At 72.2% G+C, this 23,527-nt stretch carries 21 protein-coding genes; 9 read left to right on the top strand and 12 right to left on the bottom strand.

Features of this window, described 5'->3' with window-relative positions:
• Window positions 1-74 precede the first annotated feature (74 nt).
• From L3078_RS11635 to pdxR, 4 genes are all read right to left on the bottom strand, one after another.
• Window positions 75-803 (bottom strand): phosphatase domain-containing putative toxin, encoded by a 729-nt coding sequence (locus tag L3078_RS11635; RefSeq protein WP_239753365.1) that lies wholly within the window; start codon window positions 801-803, stop codon window positions 75-77.
• Between the two features lie 136 nt (window positions 804-939).
• Window positions 940-1,824, bottom strand: a complete 885-nt coding sequence (locus L3078_RS11630; protein ID WP_239753364.1) for a hypothetical protein — start codon at window positions 1,822-1,824, stop codon at window positions 940-942.
• A gap of 21 nt (window positions 1,825-1,845) precedes the next feature.
• The gene (locus L3078_RS44550; protein ID WP_275593135.1) at window positions 1,846-4,233 is read right to left on the bottom strand and encodes a PEP/pyruvate-binding domain-containing protein; all 2,388 of its coding nucleotides are present in this window, start codon (window positions 4,231-4,233) and stop codon (window positions 1,846-1,848) included.
• Between the two features lie 190 nt (window positions 4,234-4,423).
• Window positions 4,424-5,836, bottom strand: coding sequence for a MocR-like pyridoxine biosynthesis transcription factor PdxR (gene pdxR, locus L3078_RS11615; RefSeq protein WP_239753363.1), 1,413 nt, complete (start codon window positions 5,834-5,836; stop codon window positions 4,424-4,426).
• 41 nt (window positions 5,837-5,877) lie between these two features.
• On the opposite strand from pdxR, the gene L3078_RS11610 reads away from it, so the two are divergent.
• The gene (locus L3078_RS11610; protein ID WP_239753362.1) at window positions 5,878-6,462 is read left to right on the top strand and encodes a carboxymuconolactone decarboxylase family protein; all 585 of its coding nucleotides are present in this window, start codon (window positions 5,878-5,880) and stop codon (window positions 6,460-6,462) included.
• Here L3078_RS11610 and L3078_RS11605 read toward each other — a convergent pair.
• The 3 genes from L3078_RS11605 to L3078_RS11595 all read right to left on the bottom strand — a co-directional run bounded on the left by L3078_RS11605 (window position 6,443) and on the right by L3078_RS11595 (window position 9,328).
• The gene (locus tag L3078_RS11605; RefSeq protein ID WP_239753361.1) at window positions 6,443-7,957 is read right to left on the bottom strand and encodes a glutamate synthase subunit beta; all 1,515 of its coding nucleotides are present in this window, start codon (window positions 7,955-7,957) and stop codon (window positions 6,443-6,445) included. The genes L3078_RS11610 and L3078_RS11605 overlap by 20 nt on opposite strands.
• A 64-nt stretch (window positions 7,958-8,021) precedes the next feature.
• Window positions 8,022-8,501, bottom strand: a complete 480-nt coding sequence (locus L3078_RS11600) for an anthrone oxygenase family protein (protein ID WP_239753360.1) — start codon at window positions 8,499-8,501, stop codon at window positions 8,022-8,024.
• A 143-nt stretch (window positions 8,502-8,644) separates the two neighbouring features.
• A complete protein-coding gene (locus tag L3078_RS11595; protein WP_239753359.1) occupies window positions 8,645-9,328 on the bottom strand; it encodes a DUF2293 domain-containing protein in 684 nt (227 codons plus the stop codon).
• A gap of 189 nt (window positions 9,329-9,517) precedes the next feature.
• On the opposite strand from L3078_RS11595, the gene L3078_RS11590 reads away from it, so the two are divergent.
• Window positions 9,518-10,159 (top strand): nucleoside/nucleotide kinase family protein, encoded by a 642-nt coding sequence (locus L3078_RS11590; protein ID WP_239753358.1) that lies wholly within the window; start codon window positions 9,518-9,520, stop codon window positions 10,157-10,159.
• A 202-nt stretch (window positions 10,160-10,361) separates the two neighbouring features.
• Entirely contained in the window at window positions 10,362-10,790 is a 429-nt protein-coding gene (locus tag L3078_RS11585; RefSeq protein WP_239753357.1) for a CBS domain-containing protein, read from the top strand.
• 4 nt (window positions 10,791-10,794) lie between these two features.
• On the opposite strand, the gene corA is transcribed toward L3078_RS11585, so the two are convergent.
• On the bottom strand, window positions 10,795-11,922 hold the full coding sequence (gene corA / locus L3078_RS11580) for a magnesium/cobalt transporter CorA (RefSeq protein ID WP_239753356.1): 1,128 nt from the start codon (window positions 11,920-11,922) through the stop codon (window positions 10,795-10,797).
• A 273-nt stretch (window positions 11,923-12,195) separates the two neighbouring features.
• On the opposite strand from corA, the gene L3078_RS11575 reads away from it, so the two are divergent.
• Window positions 12,196-12,993: a methyltransferase domain-containing protein gene (locus tag L3078_RS11575; RefSeq protein WP_239753355.1), complete on the top strand. Its 798-nt coding sequence runs from the start codon at window positions 12,196-12,198 to the stop codon at window positions 12,991-12,993.
• A gap of 88 nt (window positions 12,994-13,081) precedes the next feature.
• Here L3078_RS11575 and L3078_RS11570 read toward each other — a convergent pair whose 3' ends face one another.
• Both L3078_RS11570 and L3078_RS11565 read right to left on the bottom strand, forming a co-directional pair.
• Entirely contained in the window at window positions 13,082-14,011 is a 930-nt protein-coding gene (locus L3078_RS11570; RefSeq protein ID WP_239753354.1) for a carbohydrate kinase family protein, read from the bottom strand.
• Between the two features lie 43 nt (window positions 14,012-14,054).
• On the bottom strand, window positions 14,055-14,993 hold the full coding sequence (locus tag L3078_RS11565; RefSeq protein ID WP_239753353.1) for a pseudouridine-5'-phosphate glycosidase: 939 nt from the start codon (window positions 14,991-14,993) through the stop codon (window positions 14,055-14,057).
• Between the two features lie 66 nt (window positions 14,994-15,059).
• On the opposite strand from L3078_RS11565, the gene L3078_RS11560 reads away from it, so the two are divergent.
• Window positions 15,060-15,488 carry a VOC family protein gene (locus L3078_RS11560; protein WP_239753352.1) on the top strand — a complete coding sequence of 143 codons (429 nt, stop codon included), beginning with the start codon at window positions 15,060-15,062 and terminating at the stop codon, window positions 15,486-15,488.
• A 64-nt stretch (window positions 15,489-15,552) separates the two neighbouring features.
• On the opposite strand, the gene L3078_RS11555 is transcribed toward L3078_RS11560, so the two are convergent.
• On the bottom strand, window positions 15,553-16,107 hold the full coding sequence (locus L3078_RS11555; RefSeq protein WP_239753351.1) for a methylated-DNA--[protein]-cysteine S-methyltransferase: 555 nt from the start codon (window positions 16,105-16,107) through the stop codon (window positions 15,553-15,555).
• 83 nt (window positions 16,108-16,190) lie between these two features.
• The gene (locus L3078_RS11550) at window positions 16,191-17,060 is read right to left on the bottom strand and encodes a glycerophosphodiester phosphodiesterase (protein WP_239753350.1); all 870 of its coding nucleotides are present in this window, start codon (window positions 17,058-17,060) and stop codon (window positions 16,191-16,193) included.
• Window positions 17,061-17,340: 280 nt separating this feature from the next.
• On the opposite strand from L3078_RS11550, the gene L3078_RS11545 reads away from it, so the two are divergent.
• The 4 genes from L3078_RS11545 (at window position 17,341) to L3078_RS11530 (ending at window position 23,259) form a co-directional block, all read left to right on the top strand.
• Window positions 17,341-18,210 (top strand): MHYT domain-containing protein, encoded by an 870-nt coding sequence (locus tag L3078_RS11545; RefSeq protein ID WP_239753349.1) that lies wholly within the window; start codon window positions 17,341-17,343, stop codon window positions 18,208-18,210.
• Between the two features lie 40 nt (window positions 18,211-18,250).
• On the top strand, window positions 18,251-20,386 hold the full coding sequence (gene uvrB / locus L3078_RS11540) for an excinuclease ABC subunit UvrB (RefSeq protein ID WP_239753348.1): 2,136 nt from the start codon (window positions 18,251-18,253) through the stop codon (window positions 20,384-20,386).
• A 170-nt stretch (window positions 20,387-20,556) separates the two neighbouring features.
• Window positions 20,557-21,135 (top strand): TerD family protein, encoded by a 579-nt coding sequence (locus tag L3078_RS11535; protein ID WP_239753347.1) that lies wholly within the window; start codon window positions 20,557-20,559, stop codon window positions 21,133-21,135.
• 45 nt (window positions 21,136-21,180) lie between these two features.
• Window positions 21,181-23,259, top strand: coding sequence for a TerD family protein (locus tag L3078_RS11530; protein ID WP_239753346.1), 2,079 nt, complete (start codon window positions 21,181-21,183; stop codon window positions 23,257-23,259).
• The last annotated feature ends 268 nt before the right edge of the window (window positions 23,260-23,527 follow it).

Here is a 23,527-nt window from a genome sequence, read left to right as displayed (position 1 = left end):
GCCCGCGCCGCGCAGTCGTCACACCGTGCTGTGCGCTACACGTAGCCGTGCGAGTCACACGTAGCTGTGTGCGCCTACACGTACGACCAGATCCGGCGCGGCGCGTCCACGAGGCGGCTCACCGCGACCACCGGCAGCGGCGGCTGCGCGGTCTCCCGCTCGCGCTCCAGCATCAGCCCGTAGTAGATCTGCTCGATCGACGGCGGCCCGACCGACAGGTTGCGCCAGACCGCGCCGGGCGAGTCCTCCTGCCCGGTCCTCACGAGGTAGGCGGCGGCCATCGTCCCCGTACGGCCGACACCGGCGCCGCAGTGCACGAACACCGGCCCGGAGCTCTCGGAGACGGTGTCGAGCAGGCGCCGTACCTGCTCGGGTGTCGGGGTCTGCCCGTCACGCATCGGCACCCGTACGACGTCGAGGCCCGCCTCGCGCGGCAGGGCGAGCTGGGCGGCGCTCAGCTTCTCGGCACGCAGATCGACGACCGTGGTGAAGCCGAGGTCGGCCAGCGTCCGGTAACCGGCGGGGGAGGGGGCGGCCCCGCGCCACAGCTCGCCGTCCGTGCCGACAGGCTGGAAGTTGTGGATGCCCTTCACCGAGCGCGTCCCCTCGGGCACCGAGGTGGTCTCACGCGCCACGTACGACATGGCCAGGATGCCGAGGGAGCCCGTGGCCCACAGGGCGAGGTAGCCGAGCAGCACACCGATCAGCACGCGCACCACCTTGCCGCGCAGCGAGCGGGGGCGGGCGGAGGGGGTGGAGAGCGGATCCTGGCGTACGGGCGGGGGAGTGACAGCGACAGACATGGATGACCCGGGGGTTGGGGACGGGGGTCTGTCCGGCATCGTAGCCCGCCCGACGTAAGCGTTCTGTCTGTTTGTGTGCCACCTCACGTCATTTGAGGCAGTTGTGGTGATCTTGTTCGATCGGTGTCCTCGCAGGTCACGGCTTGTCCGCGTCGCCGATGCCCACCACCGTGAGGTGGGCGCGGTCCACGTCGGCGTCCTCCAGGCAACCGCGCAGCCGCAGACGGTCATGATCGGTCAGCGACGGGCGGACGACCCCCGCGAACAGTCCGTCGCCCAGTTCGCCGAGCGTGGTCCGCCGCAGCGGCACCGACGTGGAGTTGCGGCAGCGCTCCCAGGCCTGCGACGCGGCCATGGACTGCCGCTCGGCGCTCGTGGGCACACCCCGCATGTCCACGCGGACCAGCACGGACGTCGCCTCGGCCCCGTTCCGCTCCTCCTTCCTGGTCTGGGTGAGGTCGGCGAGACCGACCACCAGCGAGACCAGCAGCGCGACGCCGACGCCCACCGTGATCAGCCGCGCCGTCCGTCCCCGGCCGCCGCCGAGCGGAGCCCTGTCCTCCAGATCGGCGTCCGGCGCCGGATCGGGCGCGGTGAGCACCGCCAGCCGCCCGGCGAGGTGCCGCTCCGCCGTCGGCCGGGCCGTGACCGACGCGATCCGCTGGACCAGCCACGCGATCCCCGACAGCACCACACCGGTGATCAACAGCACGGGCACGAAGACATACGTCCGACTCGCCGGATCCTCCAGCCAGCGGAAACGGTCGCCGCGCTCACGTGCGTGCGCCTGCCGGAGCCGGGCCAGCGCGTCCTGCTGCCGCCGGTCGCTCTCCCGGATCCGCTCCTCGATCCGCGCCAGCCGCCCCAGCAGCACGAGCCCCAGCAACAGCACCCCGACGATCAGGAGCAGCACCCCGCTGAGGATGGCCCGCTGCCACTGCCACCGGTAGAGGTAGACCACGAAGTAGACGCCCGCGCCGACCGCCGCCGCGCCGCCGAAGAGGTAGGCGAGCCGCCTCATCACGAACCCTCCGTCCTCACCTCACGAACCCTCCGTCCTCACCTCGCCGGAGCCGCCGTCGACCGTCACCCGGGTGCCCGGCGGGAAGCGGCGCACCGCGTCCTCCACACCCACCACCGCCGGCACGCCGAACTCCCGGGCCAGCACCGCGAGATGGGACAACGGGCTGCCCGTTTGCGCCACCAGCCCCGTGACGCGGGGCAACAGCGGGGCCAGCGCCGGATCGAGCGTCCTGACCACCAGCACGGCGTCCGGCGGCCCGGCACCCTCGCCGTCCCACACCGTGCCGATGCCCCGACCGCCGGACACGCCTCGGCCTCCGTTCCTGTCCCCGTCTCCGTCTGCGTCTCCGCCCCCGGCGCCGGAACGCCCGGTGGTGGGTTCGGCGACGACCACGCCGCCCTCCGCGAGCCGGAACCGGTCCGGGAGCGGCGCGGAGACCGCCCGGGGCGCCCGATCCTGGAAGTCCCCCGGCAGCCCGCCGGTCTCCAGCGCGGTCACGAACTCCTTCCACCGCAGCAGCCCCACCCGCCGCGCCTCACCCAGCACACCCCGGACGAGCAACCTGCGCGCCGCCTCCCGCACCAGCCTGACCTGCAGCTCCTGCACCCAGCGGATCCGAAGCCGCAGGGCCTCACGCGGCGGAAGGGCACCCGGAGAGACGGAGCCCGCGCGCCGGGAGGAGGTGAAGGGGGCCGGGCCGTCGCCGGGGGCGGTGACGGCCCGGGTGGGGGTGGCGGGGGTGGGGGCCGAGGTTTTGGGGATGGAGGTGGATGTGGCGGCGGTCGCGGAGGCGCCGTTGTGGTGGACGGGTTCGGGTGGGGGCAGCCGCAGGTCGCCCCACAGGCTCGGCGCCGTCAGGGCGAGGACCACGGGCTCGGCGGCCACCACCTGGGGGTCCGACAGCTCCCGGTCCCGGTACCTCGACTCGGTGAGCGTGGCCAGAGCGGTGCCCGCGGCCGTGACGTGGGGCTCCGGGAGGAGGGCACCCGCCAGAGCCTCCTGCGCGTGGAGCGACACCAGGACCGAGCGCGTCCAGCGCAGGGTCGAGATCAGCTCGACGGTCGGCAGGTCTCCCGTCCGCGGTGTCTCGACCAGCCGCCGGTCGACGTCCGCGACCAGGTCCGTCGCCAGGTCCGGCAAGGTCGAGGTCAGCCGCCCCACCCGCCAGGCGGCACCGAGACGCCGGGCGCCCGGCGCCGGGTTGAGCCACGCCAGCCCGGGGTGGCGTGGCGGGACGGCACCCAGCAGCCGCAGGTCCGCCGCGGCCCGGCCACCGACCGCCGTGACGACCGGCGCGGACCGCAGCCGCCGACGCGACGCGCTCCCGCCGAGGTCCAGCGCGAACGCGAGCCCCCGGTCCATCGGCGCCACCCACAGATCCTCCTCCAGCGGCTCCAACTGCCCCGGCAGGGTCTCCGCCACAGGACCGGGCCCGAGCAGCCGGGCACCGCGCGTCGGACGGGGCCCCATCGCCGTGATCGGGCGGCTCTGGAGCAGCCACAGCCGCCCGTCCTCGTCGAAACCGAACTCGATGTCCTGGGGGCCGCCGAACACCCGGGCGGCCCGCCGCGCGAGCCGCGCCAGACGACGCAACTCGCCGGCCGTGAGCAAGGCCCCACCGCCGACCGCCCGTGAGGCGCCGGACGGTTCCACGCCGGAGTATTCCGCGCCGGATTCCGCCCCGCTTTCCGCCCCGGGTTCCACGCCGGACGATTCCGTCCGCAGCAGCCGCCCCCACCTGCTCAACCAGTGGGTCGTCCCCGGCTGCTCCCCGCTCACCAACGTGTGCGGCCCGCCCCGCACCGCGCTGACGAGCATCCGATCGGTCCGCCCGGCCACGGGATCCGCGCCGAACAGCACACCCCCGACCCGGGCCCTGAGCATCGGCTGCACCAGTACGGCCATGGGCGCGCTGTCACCGTCGGGCCGCCGCGCCGAGCCGAGCACCGTGCGCACCGCCGCCCGGAACTCCTCCCACCCCCGCACATCGAGCACGGAATCGAACCGCCCCGCCAGAGAGGACTCCTCCGTGTCCTCCTGCGGCGAGGAGGACCGTACGACGAGGGACCGCGTACCGCGCCGGGACAGCTCGGCCCAGGCACGCGCCACGTCCCCTGGGCCGTCGGGGTCCGCCATCGCGTCCGGGTCCCGCAGATCGTCAGCGTCCCGCCGCCGGTCATCCGCCGCCCCAGGGTCGTACGGGATCACGAAGCCGGGCAGCACCGGCAACCCGGCGCGGGCCGCTCGGGCGAGGTGGGCCGCCTTGGAACCGGTGAGCGGAGGCAACGAGGCCGTCGGCTGGTCCAGGGGGACGACGTGGGACGTGGGGGTGCCACCGCCCCGGAGCGGAGCCCCGCCGTGCGCGCCTTCTCCGTGGTCTCCGTGACGTTCGTCGAGCGTCGTCATCGAGCACCCTCCAGGACCGGCCGTCAACAGGGGGGACGCGAGGGAGGGCCCTACGCCTGACGACGGAACGAAGGATGGGGGCAGGCCACCACCGAATTGTGGGATGCCCGCGGCGACAGCGGTGACGTACCTCCTGACCTCAATGTTCCCACCGCCCCGCTTTTCCTGTCGACCGGGAACCCCCGGCCCCTCACTCGGGCGGGAGCGCCCCGCACAACGCCTCCAGCGCCGCCCCGTACGCGTGCTCCGGCGGTGTCGCGTACCCGACGACCAGCCCGTCCGGGGCGTCCTCCGTCGCCTCCGGATGACGGAACTCCGCCAGGCCGTCCAGCGCGACTCCCCGCCAGGCCGCCGCCTTCACCGCCGACCGTTCGGTACCGGGCGGCAACCGCAGCACGGCGTGCAGGCCGGCGGCGATCCCGGTGACCTCGATGTGCGGTGCGTGCGCGGCCAGGGCCGCGACCAGCCGGTCCCGACGCGCCCGGTACCGCTGCCGCATCCGCCGCACATGACGGTCGTACGCCCCGGACACCACGAAGTCCGCCAGCGCGAGCTGGTCCGGCACGCTGGCCCACGCCTCCCGCTCGCCCTTGGCCTCCCGTACGGCGTCCACGAGCCGCTCCGGCAAAACCATCCACCCCAGCCGCAGCGCGGGCGACAGGCTCTTGCTGACCGAGCCGAGGAGGACGACCCGGTCGGGATCCAGACCCTGCACGGCCCCGACGGGTCTGCGGTCGTAGCGGAACTCCCCGTCGTAGTCGTCCTCCAGGACCAGCCCGCCCCGCGCACGGGCCCAGTCCACCACCGCGGCCCGCCGCTCGGGATGCAGCGGCCCGCCGGTGGGGAACTGGTGCGCGGGCGTGAGCAGCACCGCCCTCTCCCGGTCCAGCCCGTCCACCCGGGCACCGTCCCCGTCGAGCGGCAGCGGGACGGTCCGTACGGACGCCGCCGCCAGCAGCTCTCGGTGGAAACCCAGCCCGTACGACTCCACGGCCAGCGGCCCCCGCAGCACCCGGCCGTGGAACAGCAGTCGCAACGCGTGCGCGAAACCGGAGCAGACCACGATCCGCGAGGGCTCGGTCCGCACGCCTCGGGCGCGTGCCAGGTACTCGGCGAGCGCCTCCCGCAGCTCGACCCGGCCCGCCGGATCACCCGGCCCGAAAGCCTCGTTGGGGGCCCGCGTCAACGCCCTGCGGTACGACGCCGCCCAGGCCGCCCGCGGGAACGCCGACGCGTCCGGCGTGCCCTGCCGCAGATCGTGCCGCGGCCCACGCGCGCGTGGCGGCCCCTTCCGGGGCACACGCGTGGTGGAGCCCAGGGGTTCGACGCGGTCCGCGACCCGTGTCCCCGACCCCTGCCGGGCGGTCAGCCAGCCCTCCGCGACCAGCTCCGCGTACGCGTCGGCGACCGTGTTGCGCGCGACGCCCAGGTCCGCGGCGAGCGAGCGGTACGGCGGCAGCCGGGTCCCGGGCGCCAGCCGACCACCACGCACCGCCTCCCGCAGCGCCCGGATCAGCGCCGCCCGCCGCCCACCCCCACCGGCCAGTTCGAGATGCAGATCGACCCCGATCGACTCCGCCGAATTGACCCACGAATCCACCATGGAAATGCACCCTACGGCAGGTCTTTCCACCCCATAGATTCATGGTCATGACGACGAACACGACAGCGACGAACACGACGGCGACCGAGACGACGGCGACCGAGGCGACGGCGACCGAGGCGACAGGGCCTGAGGCGGCAGCGGCGTACGCGGGGGCGGGCCCCGTCCCGCGTCTCGACTTCGCGAAGTCGGCGCGGAACGCCTTCCGCGCCCTCATCGGCTTCGACGCGGTGGCCCGCGAGGGCATCGACCCCGCCCTGGTCGAACTGATCCAGATCCGTGCCTCCCACCTCAACCACTGCGCCTACTGCCTCCACATGCACACCAACGACGCCCGCAAGGCCGGGGAGAGCGAGGACCGGCTGCACATGATCCCGGTCTGGCGCGAGGCCCGGCACTTCTTCACCGCCCGCGAACAGGCCGCGCTCGCCCTCACCGAAGCGGTCACCCTCGTCGCCGACGGAGGTGTCCCCGACGCGGTCTACGCCGAGGCCGCCACCCACTTCGACGACACCGAACTGGCCCACGTCCTGGCCCTGATCCTCACCATCAACACGTGGAACCGCATCGCCCTCGCCACCGCCAAACAGGCCGGCACGGACAACGCTAGCCCCCACCACCGGTGACCGGTGGCAGGGCCGTCATCGGGCGGTCGTAGGGTCCGATCGGGGCCGGCAGGCGGTCCGCCCCGGTCAGCGCCCGGTCGACCGCGGCGGCCACGGCCCGCCCCTCGGCGATCGCCCACACGATCAGCGACTGCCCACGGGCGGCGTCCCCGGCGGCGTACACACCGGGCACGTTCGTCGCGAAGTCCGGCCCCCGAGTGATCGTCCCGCGCGGATCGAGGGCCAGCCCGAGTTGGTCCACGAGACCGTCGTGCCGATCCGGACCGGAGAACCCGAGCGCGAGCAGGACCAGATCGGCGGGCAGCGTCCGCTCGGTGCCCGGCCTGGCCCGGCGCCGCTCGTCCACCTCGACCAGGTGCAACTCCCGCACCCGCCCGGACCCGTCCCCGGTGAGGCGGAGCGTGGACGCCGCGAAGAGCCGCGCGTCCGCGTCCGCCGCAGGCGCGGACCGAAGGTCTCGCGCCTCCTCGTGCGCCGCCGAGAGCCGGTACACCTTCGGATACGTCGGCCACGGATCGACATCCTCGTCACGTTCCGCCTCCGGCAGCGGATAGATGTCCAACTGGGTCACCGACGCGGCCCTTTCCCGTACCGCCGTCCCCAGACAGTCCGCCCCCGTGTCACCTCCCCCGACGATCACGACATGCTTCCCGGCCGCCGACAACGGCGACACCTCCAGATCCCCCTCGCACACCCGGTCGGCCAGCGGCAGATACTCCATCGCCTGATGGACGCCGGCCAACTCCCGCCCGGGCACGTCCAGTTCACGCCACGTCGTGGCCCCCGTCGCGATCACCACCGCGTCGTACCGGGTCCGCAGCTCGGCCGCCCCGACGTCCACCCCCACCGCGGTCGACGTCCGGAACTTCGTGCCCTCCGCCCGCATCTGCTCCAACCGCCGGTCCAGATGGCGTCGCTCCATCTTGAACGCCGGGATCCCGTACCGCAGCAACCCCCCGATCCGGTCGGCCCGTTCGTACACCGCGACCGTGTGCCCGGCCCGCGTCAACTGCTGCGCCGCCGCCAGCCCGGTGGGTCCGGAGCCGACCACGGCGACCGTCTTCCCGGACAGCCGGTCGGGCGGACGCGGCGGGGTGAAACCGTCCTCCCAGGCCCGGTCCGCGATGGCCACCTCCACGTTCTTGATGGTCACCGCGGGCTGGTTGATCGCCAGCACACACCCCGCCTCACAGGGGGCCGGGCACAACCGCCCCGTGAACTCGGGGAAGTTGTTCGTGGCGTGCAGCCGGTCGCTCGCCGCCCGCCAGTCCGCGCGCGACACGAGATCGTTCCACTCGGGGATCAGATTCCCCAGCGGACAGGCGTCGTGACAGAACGGGATCCCGCAGTCCATACAGCGGTCGGCCTGCTTGCTGATGATCGGCAGCAGAGCACCGGGAACATACACCTCGTCCCAGTCCCGGACCCGCTCCTCCACAGGGCGACGGGGCCAGTCCTCGCGAGGTGTGGTCAGAAAACCCTTGGGATCGGCCATGGCCGTCTCCCTCACGGAGAGGTACGCGTACCGGCCACGATACGACGGGCCCGCCGCCCCCGCCTCAGGCGAGCGCCAGCAGGTACGACAGGGCCGCAGCGGCCGCGGCGACCGCCCGTATGTGGTTCCACGTGGTCCACCGGCTCACGTAGTCGCGCCAGTACTCCGCCGCCTCGGGCGTACCCGCGTCCAACTTCGCGAGCGTGTCGTTGCGCGGCACGTTCGCCACCATCGTGACCCCGAAGCAGCCGAACAGATACAGCGCGCTGCCCAGCAGCAGTTCGACCCTGCCCTCGTCCGGCCACAGCACGAACGTCACCACGGCCAGCACGGCACACAGCACCGCCGTACCCACGAACACGAGCATGAACGCCGGCGTCAGCGCACTCACATTGATCGCCTGCATGGCCGCCACGCCCTGGGCGGGCGGCAGCGACGCCAGCCCCTTCATCACGAATGTCGAGAACCCGCAGAACACGCCCGCCACGATCGCCGTCCCGAGCAGCCCCAGCACCGTCAGCACGAAGTACGGCCCATCGATCATGTCCGCTCCCACCTCGATCCCTCGAAGAACCTGCCCACCGTCCGACCTCCCCACCAGTGAACCTCCGCACGGCCCCCGCCCCCATGGCCGAGCCGCTCACCCGCATACGCGAACGGCCGGCCCGCACGGCACCCTCCCTGCCCTCACCCCGCCGGCCGCCACCCCCGCAGCGTCGCCTCCACGGTGACCGCGATCCGCCTGCGTGCCTCATAGCGGGGCACGCCGGTCATCAGGAGCTGGTCGTACGGCGTGTCCACGTGGCGTACGGACGCGATGACCGCCGAGGTCACCGCGAACTCCGTCAGCGCACGCCCCGCCGCGCTACGACCGACGCGGCCGCTGCCGCGCACGGAGGCGTGGGCGGCGATCTCCCGGGCCCGCTCGGGCGGACAGCCGGGGAACAGCCGTCGGATCTCCGCGGCGAACGCGTCCGTGAAGCGCACGTCCTCCGCCGCTCGGCGGCGCGCGTCCCGCACCCGGCGTCGGCGTCGCACCTCCGCGTCGGCCAGACACCGCTCCTCGGCCCGGGCGAGCCCCGCCTCCTCGACCAGCACGCCCTGCCGCTCGTACCGGCTGCGGCGGCGGTTGAACCGTACGACCACGGCCGACAGCGCACTCTCCTCCCGCGCCCTCCGGGTGAGCGCGGTGTCGCCCCGGGGCAGGAACACCAGGTGCCCGAGATCCGCGCAGTCCAGGCAACGCGGCGCCCCCTCCTCCAGGACCAGCAGCGCCACCGGACCGCTCCGGCACTCGGCGCAGTGCTTCTTCCTGAGAGCCTGCACGACGACAAGTCCGGTACGGGGCGGGGGAGTAGCGAGCGCTGCCATACGCGGTTCATTCCCTGGTGGCCGCATGGTCACGCGGCCCTCGGCCCGGACCGCCGACCACGGTACCGACCGGACCGCCCCCGGCCGCGATACCGGCCGGGCTGCCGACCCGACTGTCGACCTGACCGTCGGCCGGGCTGGCGACCTGACCGTCGGCCGGGTCGGGCACGGCGCGCGGCGAGCGGCATCATGGGCGGTGTGCGATTCGAAGCGATCACCTGGGAGCGGCTCGCCGACCTGCTCGCCGACCGCCTCCTCGACCTGAAGCCGGACGACGGCTCGCCCTGGCCGCGGATCGCCTTCGACGGCGCCCCGGCAGCGCGACCCGGCGACCTCGCCGCCCTGGTCTCCGAGGCGCTGCGCATACGCGGCCGGTCCTCGCTCGTCGTGGGAACCGAGGGCTTCCTCCGGCCGGCGTCGCTGCGGTTCGAGTACGGCCACGAGGACGTGGAGGCGTACTACGACGGCTGGTTCGACACCGCCGCCCTGTGGCGCGAGGTCTTCGGCCCGCTCGACCCCGGCGGCACGGGGCGGGTCCTGCCCGACCTCTGGGACCCCACCACCGACCGCGCGACCCGCAGCCCCTACGTTCCCCTCCCGCCCGGCGCGATCCTGCTGACGCACGGCCCCCTCCTCCTGAAGCACTGGTTCCCCTTCGACCTGACCGTCCATGTCCTCCTCTCCCCGGGCGCCCTGCGCCGGCGCACCCCGGAAGGCGAGCACTGGACCCTCCCCGCCTTCGCGCGCTACGAGACCGAGACCGACCCGGCTGCCACGGCCGATGTCCTGGTGCGTGCCGACGACCCACGCCACCCGGCCTGGCACGGCTGACGCGGGCGCGGGGCGCGACGGGCGAAGAATCCGTCCGCCGCGGCGGTTGAGCCCCGCCCGCGCCGATCGAGCCCCGCCCGCGCGGTGGGGGCGCCGCTGTCGCTCCGAGTGCGGCCCGGTCCGGACGCGGCAAGAATGTAGGACGCCGGGACTAGCGGTGCGTCCTGCGCCGCGCCGGCCGTCCGGCCACGGGAGGTACCACATGACCACCGCCGGAGACATCATGCACCGCGGCGCCCAGTGGATTCCCGCCCACGAGACCCTCGACCGCGCCGCCCAGCTGATGCGCCAGCTCAACGTCGGGGCACTGCCCATCAGCGACGAGAACGAACGGCTCTGCGGCATCCTCACCGACCGCGACATCGTCGTCGGCTGTGTCGCCCTGGGCCACGACCCGTCGACGATCACGGCCGGCGAAATGGCCAAGGGCACACCCCGTTGGATTGACGCGGACGCCGACGTCAGCGAGGTGCTCCAGGAGATGAAGGGGCACCAGATCCGTCGGCTCCCCGTGATCGAGAACAAGCGTCTCGTCGGCATGATCAGCGAGGCCGACCTGGCCCATCATCTGTCGGACGACCAGATCGCCTCCTGGGTCGAGAGCGTCTACGCGAAGAGCGCGACACACTGACCCGTCACAGCCACCCGTTGCGCTTGAAGCCCCGGTAGAGAGTGACGCAGGCGGTGGCTATGACTCCGAGGACGAGCGGATAGCCCAACTTCCAGTGCAGCTCCGGCATGTACTCGAAGTTCATGCCGTACACCCCGCACACCATGGTCGGCACGGCGATCAGCGCGGCCCACGCCGTGATCTTCCGCATGTCCTCGTTCTGCGCGACGCTGACCTGCGCGAGGTGCGCCTGCAAAATCGAGTTGAGCAGTTCGTCGAACGCGGCGATCTGCTCGGTGGCCCGCAGCAGGTGGTCGGAGACGTCGCGGAAGTAGGCCTGTATCTCCGGGTCGACCACCCGGATCGGCCGTGAGGTGAGCTCCAGGAGCGGGCGGGCGAGCGGGGCCACCGCCCGCTTCAGTTCGAGCAGTTCGCGCTTGAGCTGGTAGATGCGGCCCGGGTCGACCCGTGCGCCGTTCGCGGCGAACACGTCGGTCTCGACCTGGTCGATGTCCGTCTGGACCGAGTCCGTGACGCTCAGGTAGTCGTCGACCACATGGTCCGCGATCGCGTGCAGCACCGCGGCCGGCCCCTTGGCCAACTGCTCGGGATTCGCCTCCAGTTCCTCCCGCAGCGGACCGAGCGAGCCGTGCCGTCCGTGGCGGACCGTGATCACGAAGTCCGGGCCGACGAAGACCATGATCTCGCCGGTGTGCACCACCTCGCTCGTCGCGGTCAGTTCGGTGTGTTCGACGTAGCAGACCGTCTTGAAGACCGCGAACAGCGTGTCGTCGTAGCGCTCCAGCTTCGGGCGCTGGTGGGCCTCGACCGCGTCCTCCACCGCGAGCGGGTGCAGGTCGAAGAGTTCGGCGATACCGGCGAACTCCCGCTGCGTCGGCTCGTGCAGCCCCAGCCAGACGAAGCCGTGGTCGTGCTTGCGGACCTGCTTGACGGCCTCGACGACATCGCGGACCGCGGGGGAGCGGACGCCCTTGTGGTAGGTCACGCAGTTCACCACCGAGGTGCCCAGCGGGGAGCGGGCCGGATGGCTGAGGTCGACGCGGGGACGCCGTCGGGCCAGCCGTGCCATCGTGCGCAGGCCGACGACCCTGTCTAGGCCGGTGACCTTCCGCAGATTCCCTGCCATGGACATCTGGCTTCTCCTTGCGTGGATCTCCTCGCACCGCACTCCGTGCCTTGTGGCGCCAGTTTGCCAGGGCCGAACGAGTGCCGGGTAAGGCTGTGGGAACGGAATGTTCCGCTTCACTTGTAGACGTCCGATCCGACACGGCCGTTCCGATCCGGCGCTCATCCGGTGGTTTCCCGGCCGCCCTTCCGGCCTTCCGGGTCCGTCGTCGTGGGGCGGCCTCGGCGCTGCGGGAGCGTCGCCACCAAGGGCAAGTCGGTCAAATGGGATGATCAGGGCATGATGCGAACCGACGGGTATGTCCTCGACCATCGGCGGGCCGAGACGGGGCAGGGCCCCGACGCCTTCGCCACCCTCTTCGACCCCACGACGTTCCGGCACATGGAGGCCTTCGGCCTGGGGTCCGGCTGGCGCTGCTGGGAGGTCGGCGCGGGCGGCGCCTCGGTGGTCTCCTGGCTGGCGAAGAGGGTCGGGCCGACGGGCAAGGTCATCGCGACGGACACCGACATCTCCTGGGCCGTGCCCTCGGTCACCCGCCCGCCGGTCGAAGCCCTCGTCCATCAGGTGGACGTCGACCAGCCCCCGGGGGACGGCTTCGACCTCGTGCACGCCCGGCTCGCCCTGGCTCACGTGGCGGACCACGAGCAGGCGTTGTCGTCGATGATCAAGGCGCTGCGTCCCGGCGGACGACTCCTGATCGAGGACATCGACCTCGCCCTCCAGCCCTTGGCCTGCCTCGAGGAATCCGGCCCCGAGCACCAGTCGGCCAACCGCCTCCGCAAGGCCGTGCGCGAGCTGCTCACCGAACGCGGACTCGACCCGGAGCACGGCCGCAAACTCCCGCGCCTGCTGCGGGCCGCAGGCCTGCGCGGTGTGGAGGCCGACGCGTACTTCCCCGTCGCCTCACCCGCGTGCGCCGCCCTGGAGGCGACGACCGTCGGCCGGCTCCGCGAAGCGCTCGTCACGGCGAACCTCGCCACGGTGGAGGAGATCGACCGGCACCTGACAGACGTGTCCGCCGGCGCGATGGACATCGCCGCCCCACCCCTGATCTCGGCCTGGGGCCGCAAGGCATAGCTGTGGAGGCCGGTCCACTGGTGGGCCGGGGCGCCCCCCTCGGCAGGTGCGGCGGATCCGGTCGCCCGGTCGCGCGGACGTCGCCCGGTCACGGGGGCTGGTCGGCCCCCGGCGGTCTTCCGCCCACCTTCTCCACCGCCCGGGCTCCCGCCCCGCACCCCTCAGCCGCCGCGCCCTCGGCATCCGCGCCCGCGAGCAGCGCCGCCAGGAACGCCCCCGTGAAGGCGTCGCCAGCGCCGGTGGTGTCGCGGGGTGTGGCGGGCGCCGCCGGGATCCGTGCCACCACACCGCCCCCACGCGCGACGAGTGCGCCCTGCGCTCCCTGCTTGGCCACCACCAGAGGCACGAAACGGCTCAACTTGGCCGCCGCGTCGGCCGGATCGGGCAGCCCCGTCAGCAGGTGGGCCTCGTCGCGGCTGGGCAGCAGCACGTCGATCCCTTCGACGAGCGTGAGGAAGCGGTCCACGCCGAGCCGCGCGAGGAAGCCCGCCGACGCGGGATCCACGCTCACCGGCACTCCACGCGCGCGTGCCGACTCCAGGGCCACGGCGACCAGTGAGCGACTCGGCTCGGCGAAGAACAGATAGCCCGACAGATGGAGGCGCGCGACTCCGTCGAGCAGGGCCGGCGACCAGTCGTCCGGGTCGAGGCGCAGCGCGGCACCGCTGTCGGTGAGGAACGTGCGCTCGGCCGCGGCGCCCGCGTCCACCAGGCAGATCACCGTCCCCGTGGGCGCCTCCGAGTCGACCACCAGCCGGGGGCGCACGCCCGAGGCCCGCAGCTCGCGCTCGTGCCACGCGGCACTGTCCGTGCCCACACGTCCGAGCAGCCGAACGTCCGCGCCGTGGTGAGCGGCCCAGCAGGCCACGTTCGCGCCCGCCCCGCCCGGCAGCGTCCGGATCGCGGAGGCCGTGTCGGTGCCCACCGCGAGCGGTCCGCGGTACCGGGCGACGACATCCGTGACGACGTCCCCCACGACGAGCAGCGCCCCGCCCCCACCACCACCGGCCCCACTCACCGCGCCACCGGACCCGCCCGCATCATCACCGGGCCGGTTCACCTCACGCCCTGGCCCAGGCCGCCGCGATGCGTGACGCGAGCCGTACGTTGCCGCGTACCGCCGCCAGGTTGGCGCTCAGGGAGGCACCGTCGGTGTGCCGTACGAGGTAGCTCAGCAGGAACGGTGTCACCGCCTGGCCTGTCACACCCTCCGCCTCGCACGCCGCCAGCGCCTCCGCGAGCACGCGCGCGTGCAGCTCGGGATCGAGCTGCTCCTCCTCCGGCACGGGGTTGGCGACGATCAGCGCCGACTCGGGGCCGCCGAGCGCGTCCTGCGCCCGCATGACGTCCGCGACCTCGCCCGGCGAGCCGAGTGTCCACTCCACCGGGTGGCCCGAGTCGGACAGATAGAAGCCGGGGAAGCGGTCCGTGCCGTACCCGGCGACCGCGACACCCAGCGTCTCCAGCCGCTGCAGGGTCGCCGGTACGTCCAGGATCGACTTCACGCCGGCGCACACCACCGTGATCCGGGTACGTGCGAGGAGTCCCAGGTCGGCGGACTCGTCCTGGGCCACCGTCCACTCCCGGTGCACGCCCCCGAGCCCACCCGTCGCGAACACCCGTACGCCCGCGAGGGCGGCCAGCTGGGCGGTCGCCGACACGGTGGTCGCCCCGCTCACGCCCGCGGCCACCGCCGGCGGCAGATCGCGGTGCCCGAGCTTGCGGATGCCGTCCTCGTTCGCGACGCGCTCCAACTGCTGCTTGTCGAGGCCGATATGGGGCCGCCCGTCCAGCACGGCGATCGTCGCGGGTACCGCGCCCTCCTGCCGTACGACCTCCTCCAGCTCCAGCGCCACCTGTAGATTGCGGGGGCGGGGCAGCCCGTGCGCGATGATCGTCGACTCCAGGGCCACCACGGGTCGACGCGCGTCAACCGCTTCCCGCACCTCTTCGGACACCACCAGCACGCGCTTGCCTCCTGTCTGACGTTCTTCCCTCATCCCTGGCGGACGGCGCGCCCGGCCAAACCCTTGCGCGCTGTGGTGCAGGACACCAGCCTGAGGTGCATGAAGGAGAACACGACCCGTCTCGACCATGTCGTCCTCTGGGTGCGGGAGCCGATCGCCGCGGCCGGCTTCTACGAGCAGGCCGTGGGCCTCGAACCCGTGAGGGTCACCGAGTACGCGGCGGGACAGGCGCCCTTCCCGTCCGTCCGTGTCAACGACGAGACCATCCTCGATCTCATGCCGCTGGACCTGGCTCCGAAGATGCGGATGGTGCCGGGCGCCGCCGCGAGCGCCGGGCACCCCGTCAACCACGTCTGCCTCGCCATGCCCGGCCCCGCCTTCGACGAACTGCGCGGTCGGCTGGAGGAGCAGGCGGTCCCCGTCTCGGAGGTCTCCCACGACTCCTTCGGCGCACGCGGAGAGGCCCGGCGAAGCTTCTACTTCCGGGACCCGGACGGCAACGTCTTCGAGGCGCGGCACTACGAGTAGCGCGCTCCGGCGGCCGTCGTGAGCGGTTCCCGGCCACCCGGGTCGTCCAGGGAGGCGCTCCTCCTCAGAACAACGGCTCCGGGAGCACCCCTTCCAGCGCCAGCAGTTTCCGCTTGGTCTCCAGCCCGCCGCCGAACCCGCCGATGCCGCCGTCGCTCTCCACGACCCGGTGGCACGGCACCACCACGGGCAGCGGGTTCGACCCCATCGCGACGCCGACCGCCTGCGCCGCGCCGGGCTGTCCCACGCGCCGCGCGAGATCGCCGTAGCCCACGACCGAGCCGTAGGGGACGCCCGAGGCCAGTTCGCGCAGCACCTCGCGGTTGAACCCGGAGATCAGCGACCAGTCGAGCGGCAGCGAGAAGTCGTGTCGCTCGCCCGCGAAGTACGCCTCGAACTGGCGTATCGCCTCGGCCAGCCGTGGTGCGTCGGGCGCTTCCACCGGGGTGGTGCCGAGGCGGGAGGCGAGCCGGTCGAGAGTCCGGTCGCGCACCGGCTCCGTGGCGTGGAACACGACGTTGACCAGGCCCTCGTCCGTCGCGGCCAGCAGCAGCGGTCCGATGTCCGAGCCGACGACGGCCCACACCACCTGCTGCTCGCCCTGCGCATGGCTGTTCATGGGACCACCGTAGAGGCCCCCACTGACAACGACCGTGGTGTGCGTTCACGCGGAACGCACACCACCCCGGGTGCGGACAGGTGTCAGCCCTGTGTGGCGTCCCTGATCACGTCCGGCTTGTTGGTGATGATGCCGTCCACGCCGTAGTCGGCCACCCGGCGGGCGTTGGCGGCGTCGTTCACGGTCCAGGTGAGGATCTCCAGCGGCTTGCCGTGCGGGCCTCCGAGCGCGTGGATGGTGGCGACGTAGGACTCGGAGATGGTCGTGTACGAGGAGTTGATCTGATCGCTGAAGGTCGCGTACTCGGGCAGGTCGGCGATGTCCGGTGTGCCGAGCAGACCGGTCTTCACCGCCGGGCTCAGTTCGTGGACCCGGCGTACGGTGTCGGCGCTGAAGCTCTGGATCACCAGCTTCTCCAGGTGGGCCGGGCCGAGCCAGCCCTCGTTGCCGAGCACCTTCAGGGTCTGTTGCTCGATCCCCGGGTAGAGCTGCGGGTTCTTGATCTCCAGGACGAGCTTCTGGTGGTTGCGTGACACCCGCCGCATGTACTGCTCCAGCGTGGGCACGCGCGCGCCCGCGTAGTCGGCGCCGAACCAGCTGCCCGCGTCCAGGCGTCCGATCTCCGCGGCGGTGAAGTCCGCCACGTTCCAGGGCGCGCGCTCGGGATAGAGCTCCTCGACATTGGTCGTCCGTGCCAGCGTCGCGTCGTGCAGGACGACGAGCCTGCCGTCACTGGTGCGCTGGACGTCGTTCTCGACCCAGTCGAAGCCCATCTCGTGGGCCTTGTCGACGGCGGCCAGGGTGTTCTCGGGCGCGTAGGCGGAAGCTCCGCGATGCGCGACGACCAGTGGGTTCCCGGCGTCGGCGGCCGCGTGCGCGGCGGAAGTGGGGAGCAGGAGGACGGTGGCCCCCAAGAACGCTGTGGTCGCGGCGGCAACGGCGCGCACGTGCATGCGTACTCCTCGCGTCGATCGATCACGGTCAGCTCAAGAGTGACAGCAGAGGGTCAACGGCAGAGGGGCGCAGGATGGCCACGAACTGAATGGAGTTGCCCAAGTCCGCTCACGCGCACCGCACAAGTGGGGCAAGGCCGTGTTTCTTTGCCGGAAAATCGTTCGACCATTCCGGTGGGGGTCATACTCTCTGCGACAACCCTGACCGTCGTGGCGGTGCCGGGGCCGGGGGCATTGCAGAAACTCCAGTGACGCGACAGGGCGGGAAAGGCAGCCGCGAATGCAGGGCACGGTCGACGGCTTCAGCTACGGACTCGTCACACCGGTGGTGGCCTACCTCATGGCCTGCCTCGGGGGCGCGCTCGGCCTGCGCTGCACCACCAGATCGATGCTCGTGGACGGCCGCTGGCGGATCGGTTGGCTCGCGCTGGGCTCGGCGGCCATCGGCTCCGGCATCTGGACCATGCACTTCGTCGCGATGATGGGGTTCAAGGTCCTGCAGACCCCGATCCACTACGACCCGCTGACCACGTTCGCGAGCCTCGCCGTGGCGATCGTGATGGTCGGCATCGGGATCTTCATGGTCGGCTCCAAGGGCGCCACCGGGGCCGCGCTGTTCACCGGCGGCACCATCACCGGCCTGGGCATCGCCTCCATGCACTACCTGGGCATGGCCGGCATGCGGCTCAACGGCTCGTTCCAGTACAACACTGTCACCGTGGCCGCTTCGGTCGTCATCGCCGTGGTGGCCGCGATCGCCGCCCTGTGGGCCGCCGGACAGGTGCGCGGCTTCCTGTGGAGCGTCGGCGCCAGCCTCGTCATGGGGATCGCCGTCAGCGGCATGCACTACACGGGCATGGCCGCCCTCAGCGTCCATCTGCACAGCGCCGCGGGCCCCGACCCGGCCGTCGGTTCGTCGTCCGCCGCCCTGCTGGCCCCGCTGATGATCGGCCCGCTGGTGTTCCTGCTCCTCGCGGGAGTCGTCGTGATGTTCGACCCGTTCATGATCATGGGCAGGTTCCACGCGAACCCCGTCGAGCGCCGACCCGGCATCCCGGCCCAGGCGACCGCCCACGTCTGCCGGCACCCCGAGTCCCGAACCGACCAGGAGCACCGCGAGCGGCGTGCCCGCACCCCGCAGAATCGCTGATCGGAGCCCGTTGTCAGTGCGGGGTCGTACGGTGGATTGCATGCGGCCCGTTTCCAAGATCGAACGCACGGTGGCGCCCTTCGAGGTCGTCAGCCCCTACCAGCCGAGCGGTGACCAACCCACCGCCATCGCCGATCTCGCCCGGCGTATCGGCGCAGGTGAGAAGGACGTCGTCCTGCTCGGCGCGACCGGTACCGGCAAGTCCGCCACCACCGCGTGGATGATCGAGAAGCTCCAGCGCCCGACCCTGGTGATGGCGCCGAACAAGACACTGGCCGCCCAGCTGGCCAACGAGTTCCGTGAGCTGCTGCCGAACAACGCGGTCGAATACTTCGTCTCGTACTACGACTACTACCAGCCCGAGGCCTACGTCCCGCAGTCGGACACCTACATCGAGAAGGACTCCTCGATCAACGAGGAGGTGGAGCGCCTGCGGCACTCCGCGACCAACTCGCTGCTCACCCGCCGTGACGTCGTCGTGGTCGCCTCCGTCTCCTGCATCTACGGCCTCGGTACGCCACAGGAGTACGTGGACCGCATGGTCCCCCTCAAGGTCGGCGAGGAGTTCGACCGGGACGCGCTGCTGCGCCGCTTCGTGGACATCCAGTACACCCGCAACGACCTGGCGTTCACCCGCGGCACCTTCCGCGTCCGCGGCGACACCATCGAGATCTTCCCGGTCTACGAGGAGCTCGCCGTCCGCATCGAGATGTTCGGTGACGAGATCGAGGCCCTCTCCACCCTCCACCCCCTCACCGGCGAGATCATCAGCGACGACCAGCAGCTGTACGTCTTCCCCGCCTCCCACTACGTCGCCGGCCCCGAGCGCCTGGAGCGCGCCGCCAACGACATCGAGAAGGAACTGGGGGAGCGTCTCGCCGAGCTGGAGAAGCAGGGCAAGCTCCTGGAGGCCCAGCGGCTGCGCATGCGCACGACCTACGACCTGGAGATGCTCCGCCAGATCGGCTCCTGCTCCGGCGTGGAGAACTACTCGATGCACTTCGACGGCCGCGAGCCCGGCTCCCCGCCGAACACCCTGCTGGACTACTTCCCGGACGACTTCCTCCTCGTCATCGACGAGTCCCATGTGACCGTGCCCCAGATCGGCGCGATGTACGAGGGCGACGCCTCCCGCAAGCGCACCCTCGTCGACCACGGCTTCCGGCTGCCCTCCGCCCTGGACAACCGCCCCCTGAAGTGGGAGGAGTTCCAGGAGCGCGTCGGCCAGACGGTGTATCTCTCGGCGACGCCCGGCCAGTACGAGCTGTCCCGCTCCGACGGTCACGTCGAGCAGATCATCCGCCCCACCGGTCTGGTCGACCCCGAGGTCGTCGTCAAGCCCACCGAGGGCCAGATCGACGACCTGGTGCACGAGATCCGCAGCCGCACCGAGAAGGACGAGCGCGTCCTCGTCACCACCCTCACCAAGAAGATGGCCGAGGACCTCACCGACTACTTCCTGGAACTCGGCATCCAGGTCCGCTACCTCCACAGCGACGTGGACACCCTGCGCCGCGTCGAACTGCTGCGCGAGCTGCGCGCCGGTGAGTACGACGTCCTGGTCGGCATCAACCTCCTCCGGGAGGGCCTCGACCTCCCCGAGGTCTCCCTGGTGGCGATCCTCGACGCGGACAAGGAGGGCTTCCTGCGCTCCGGCACCTCGCTGATCCAGACCATCGGCCGCGCGGCGCGCAACGTGTCGGGCCAGGTCCATATGTACGCCGACAAGATCACCCCGGCGATGGCGAAGGCCATCGACGAGACCAACCGGCGCCGGGAGAAGCAGGTCGCCTACAACAAGGCCAAGGGCATCGACCCCCAGCCGCTCCGCAAGAAGATCAACGACATCGTGGCGCAGATCGCCCGCGAGGACGTCGACACCGAGCAGCTGCTCGGCTCGGGCTATCGCCAGGGCAAGGACGGCAAGGGTGCCAAGGCCCCCGTGCCCACCCTCGGCGGCAAGGCGGCCAAGTCCGCCAAGGGCAGGGCCAAGGCCGGCGAGACCGTCCCGACCGACCGTCCCGCGGCCGATCTCGCCCAGCAGATCGAGGACATGACGGAGCGCATGCGCGCGGCCGCCGCCGAGCTGCAGTTCGAGATCGCCGCCCGGCTGCGTGACGAGGTCTCCGAGATGAAGAAGGAACTGCGGCAGATGAAGGAGGCGGGCCTGGCCTGACCGCCCCCACGGACGCCGGGGAGGGGACACGCCCCGGCGTCGACGCGCTGTGTTGCAAGACCGACACAAAGTGCGACACGGGCTGCGGCAATGTCAGTGCCGCTGCGTAAGGTGCTGCACATCCGCGGACTCCGCGGGAACAGGGGACAGTTCGAGAGGGGAATCAGCGCGTGACCGTCAACATGACCAAGGGTCAGGCCATCAGTCTGCAGAAGAACGACGGAGGCAGCCTGACCGCGGTGCGCATGGGTCTCGGCTGGCAGGCTGCCCCCAGGCGCGGCCTGTTCGGATCCCGCACCCGTGAGATCGACCTCGACGCCTCCGCCGTCCTGTTCGCGGACAAGCAGCCCGTCGACGTCGTCTTCTTCCGCCACCTGGTGAGCGACGACGGCTCGGTCCGTCACACCGGCGACAACCTGGTCGGTGGCGTCGGCCAGGGCGGCGACGACGAGGCGATCCTCGTCGACCTGGCCCGGGTGCCGGTCCACATCGACCAGATCATCTTCACGGTGAACTCCTTCACGGGCCAGACGTTCCAGGAAGTGCAGAACGCGTTCTGCCGGCTCGTCGACGAGACCAACGGCCAGGAGCTGGCGCGCTACACCCTCGCGGGCGGCGGCCAGTACACCGCCCAGATCATGGCCAAGGTGCACCGCGCGGGCGCGGGCTGGCAGATGACCGCCATCGGCTCGCCCGCCAACGGCCGCACCTTCCAGGACCTGATGCCGGCGATCCTGCCGGTCCTGTAGGCACGCACCGAGTAGACACAGCACGCGACACAGGGGGACGAAGCGATGACGGCCGAGCTGGTCCGGGGGCAGAACCATCCGCTGCCCGAGGTCCGACTGGAGATCCGCGTCTCGGCCGGCACGCCGATCGTGGCCGGGGCCACCCTCGGCGACGAGCAGGGCCGGGTGCGCGGTGTCGAGTGGGTCGCCCACCCGGGCGCGCCCACCCTCCCGGGCATCGAGGTGCCGAGGCAGGCGGCGGCCGACCATCGCCTCGCCGTGGACCTCGACGCCCTGGCGCCGTCCGTGCACCGGGTGACCGTGCTGCTCGCCCTCCCCACGGGGACCGGCGGCCCGGCGCGCTTCGGTGCCGTGGCCGCCCCCTTCGTCGCGGTCACCGGCCTCGACGGCACCGAGGTCGCCAGCTACACCATCACCGACCTCGAACCGGAGTCGGCCGTCGTCGCCCTGGAGCTGTACCGCAGGCAGGGGGCCTGGAAGGTCCGCGCGGTCGGCCAGGGGTACGCGGGCGGCCTCGCGGCGCTGCTCGCCGACCAGGGCCTGCCGCAGGCCCAGCAGTTGGCCGGCAGCATCAACGAGGCAGTGGCCCAGGGCCTCGCCCGCTCGGTGGCCGCCCCTCCGCCCCGGCTGCCGGAGGCGGACCGCCCACGCCGGACGACCGCCCCCGCGACGGGCCCCGACGAGACCCACGGCGGCGCGACACCTCAAGGCGCGACACCCCAGGGCGTGACCGGCACCCCCGCACCCTCCCAGGGCCACCAGCCCACCTCCCCATACGGCACGACACCTCCGTACGGCTCCCCGCACGACGCCACGCGGCCCGACCACGCCGCCGCCGCGCAGCACGGCGGCGCCACCCCGGCCGACCCGGCCACCGGACAACCCGGCCCGGCCACCGCCGGCGGTCCGGTCAACTACAGTCACCCCGGCCGCCAGACCACCGCGCCGCCACCGCCCGCGTCGGCCGCGCCCCCGGCCGAGCCGGGACAGCCCGCGCGGCCCGTCGCCGGGGACGCGACCGGCTGGTCCATGGAGGAGCGGCTCTACAACCAGGTGTGGGGCATGTTCGAGGACCTCGCCCGCACCACGGCCGCGTACCGCAGCGCCGTCGATTTCGCCGAGTCGCGGATGGAACAGGAGCTGGACAAGGTCCTGTCCGACCCGCGCAGCCGCATCAGCGGCCAGGGCGACGCCGCGCGCGAGGCGGCCCGCGCCAAGCACGCCCAGCTCGTGGACCAGGCCAGGGCCGCCCTCGACCGGGACCTGGCCCAGCTCGGGGCCGAGGCGGACGTCGTCGAGCCCGCCCTGCCCCCGGCGTTCGCGAGCTGGGACAACCCCGTCTGGCACGGCTACCGGGTGCCGATGGAGATCCCGATGGCCCTGCGCCTGGGCGACCTCCATCTACCGGAGAGCGAGGACGTGCGCATACCGATGCTGGTCCGGCTGCCGCTGGAGCGCGGCCTCTGGATCGACAGCGGCCGCTCCGGCTCCCGCGACCCGCTCGCCGACTCCGACGGGCTGCGCCGCCTCGCACTGGACACGGCGGTCGCTCTCGCCGCACGCCTGCTCGCCGTCTACCCGCCGGGCGAGTTCGCCGTGCACGTCGTCGACGCGGCCGGGGCGGGCTCGTCCGCGCTGGCGCCCCTGACGCAGGCCGGTGTGCTCGCCGGGCCGCCCGCCGCCGGAGCCGCGGGTGTCTCGGAGGTGCTGGGGCGGCTCACCCAGCGCGTCGACCTCGTGCAGATGGCGGTGCGCGGCGGCGTGGTCGACGCGTTGCCCCAGGGCTTCGACACCGCCGAACAGCTGCTGATCGTCAACGACTTCCCGCACGGCTTCGACGACCGTGCCGTCACCCAGCTCCGCTATCTCGCGGACGAGGGCCCCGCCGTCGGGGTTCACCTGATGATGGTCGCCGACCGGCAGGAGGCCGCCGCCTACGGGCCGTTGCTCGATCCGCTGTGGCGTTCGCTGATGCGACTCACCCCCACCCCGGACGACCACCTCGCCGACCCCTGGGTCGGGCACGCGTGGACGTACGAGCCGTCGAGCATCCCGCCCGGCAGCAGCGTCATGCGCGACGTGCTGGCCCGGGTCGCGGAGGCCCGCCGCTCGTGGAACCGCTGAGAACTGTCGTCCCCGTAGTCCGCAGGCAGCCCGCACCAAGCCCTCGTAAAGCCATCTGACCTGCTGTTTTGATCCTTTCTTTGCCTCGCCCTTTACCTATTCTTGGTGATTGGGTACTCTTTTCGTGCGGAGGGGAGTACTCCCTACATGCTGCGGCGTACCCGTCAATACGGATCGATCCAGATCCCGGGGCGTCGGCCCGGCGGCACCAGGCGTTGTGGAACGCCCTGGAGGACCGGGTGGAAGAGACCTCCGGTAGCGACGACGC

It is taken from the genome of Streptomyces deccanensis, assembly GCF_022385335.1.
GTDB lineage: Bacteria > Actinomycetota > Actinomycetes > Streptomycetales > Streptomycetaceae > Streptomyces > Streptomyces deccanensis.
This window is presented reverse-complemented; position numbering and strand designations above follow the sequence as displayed.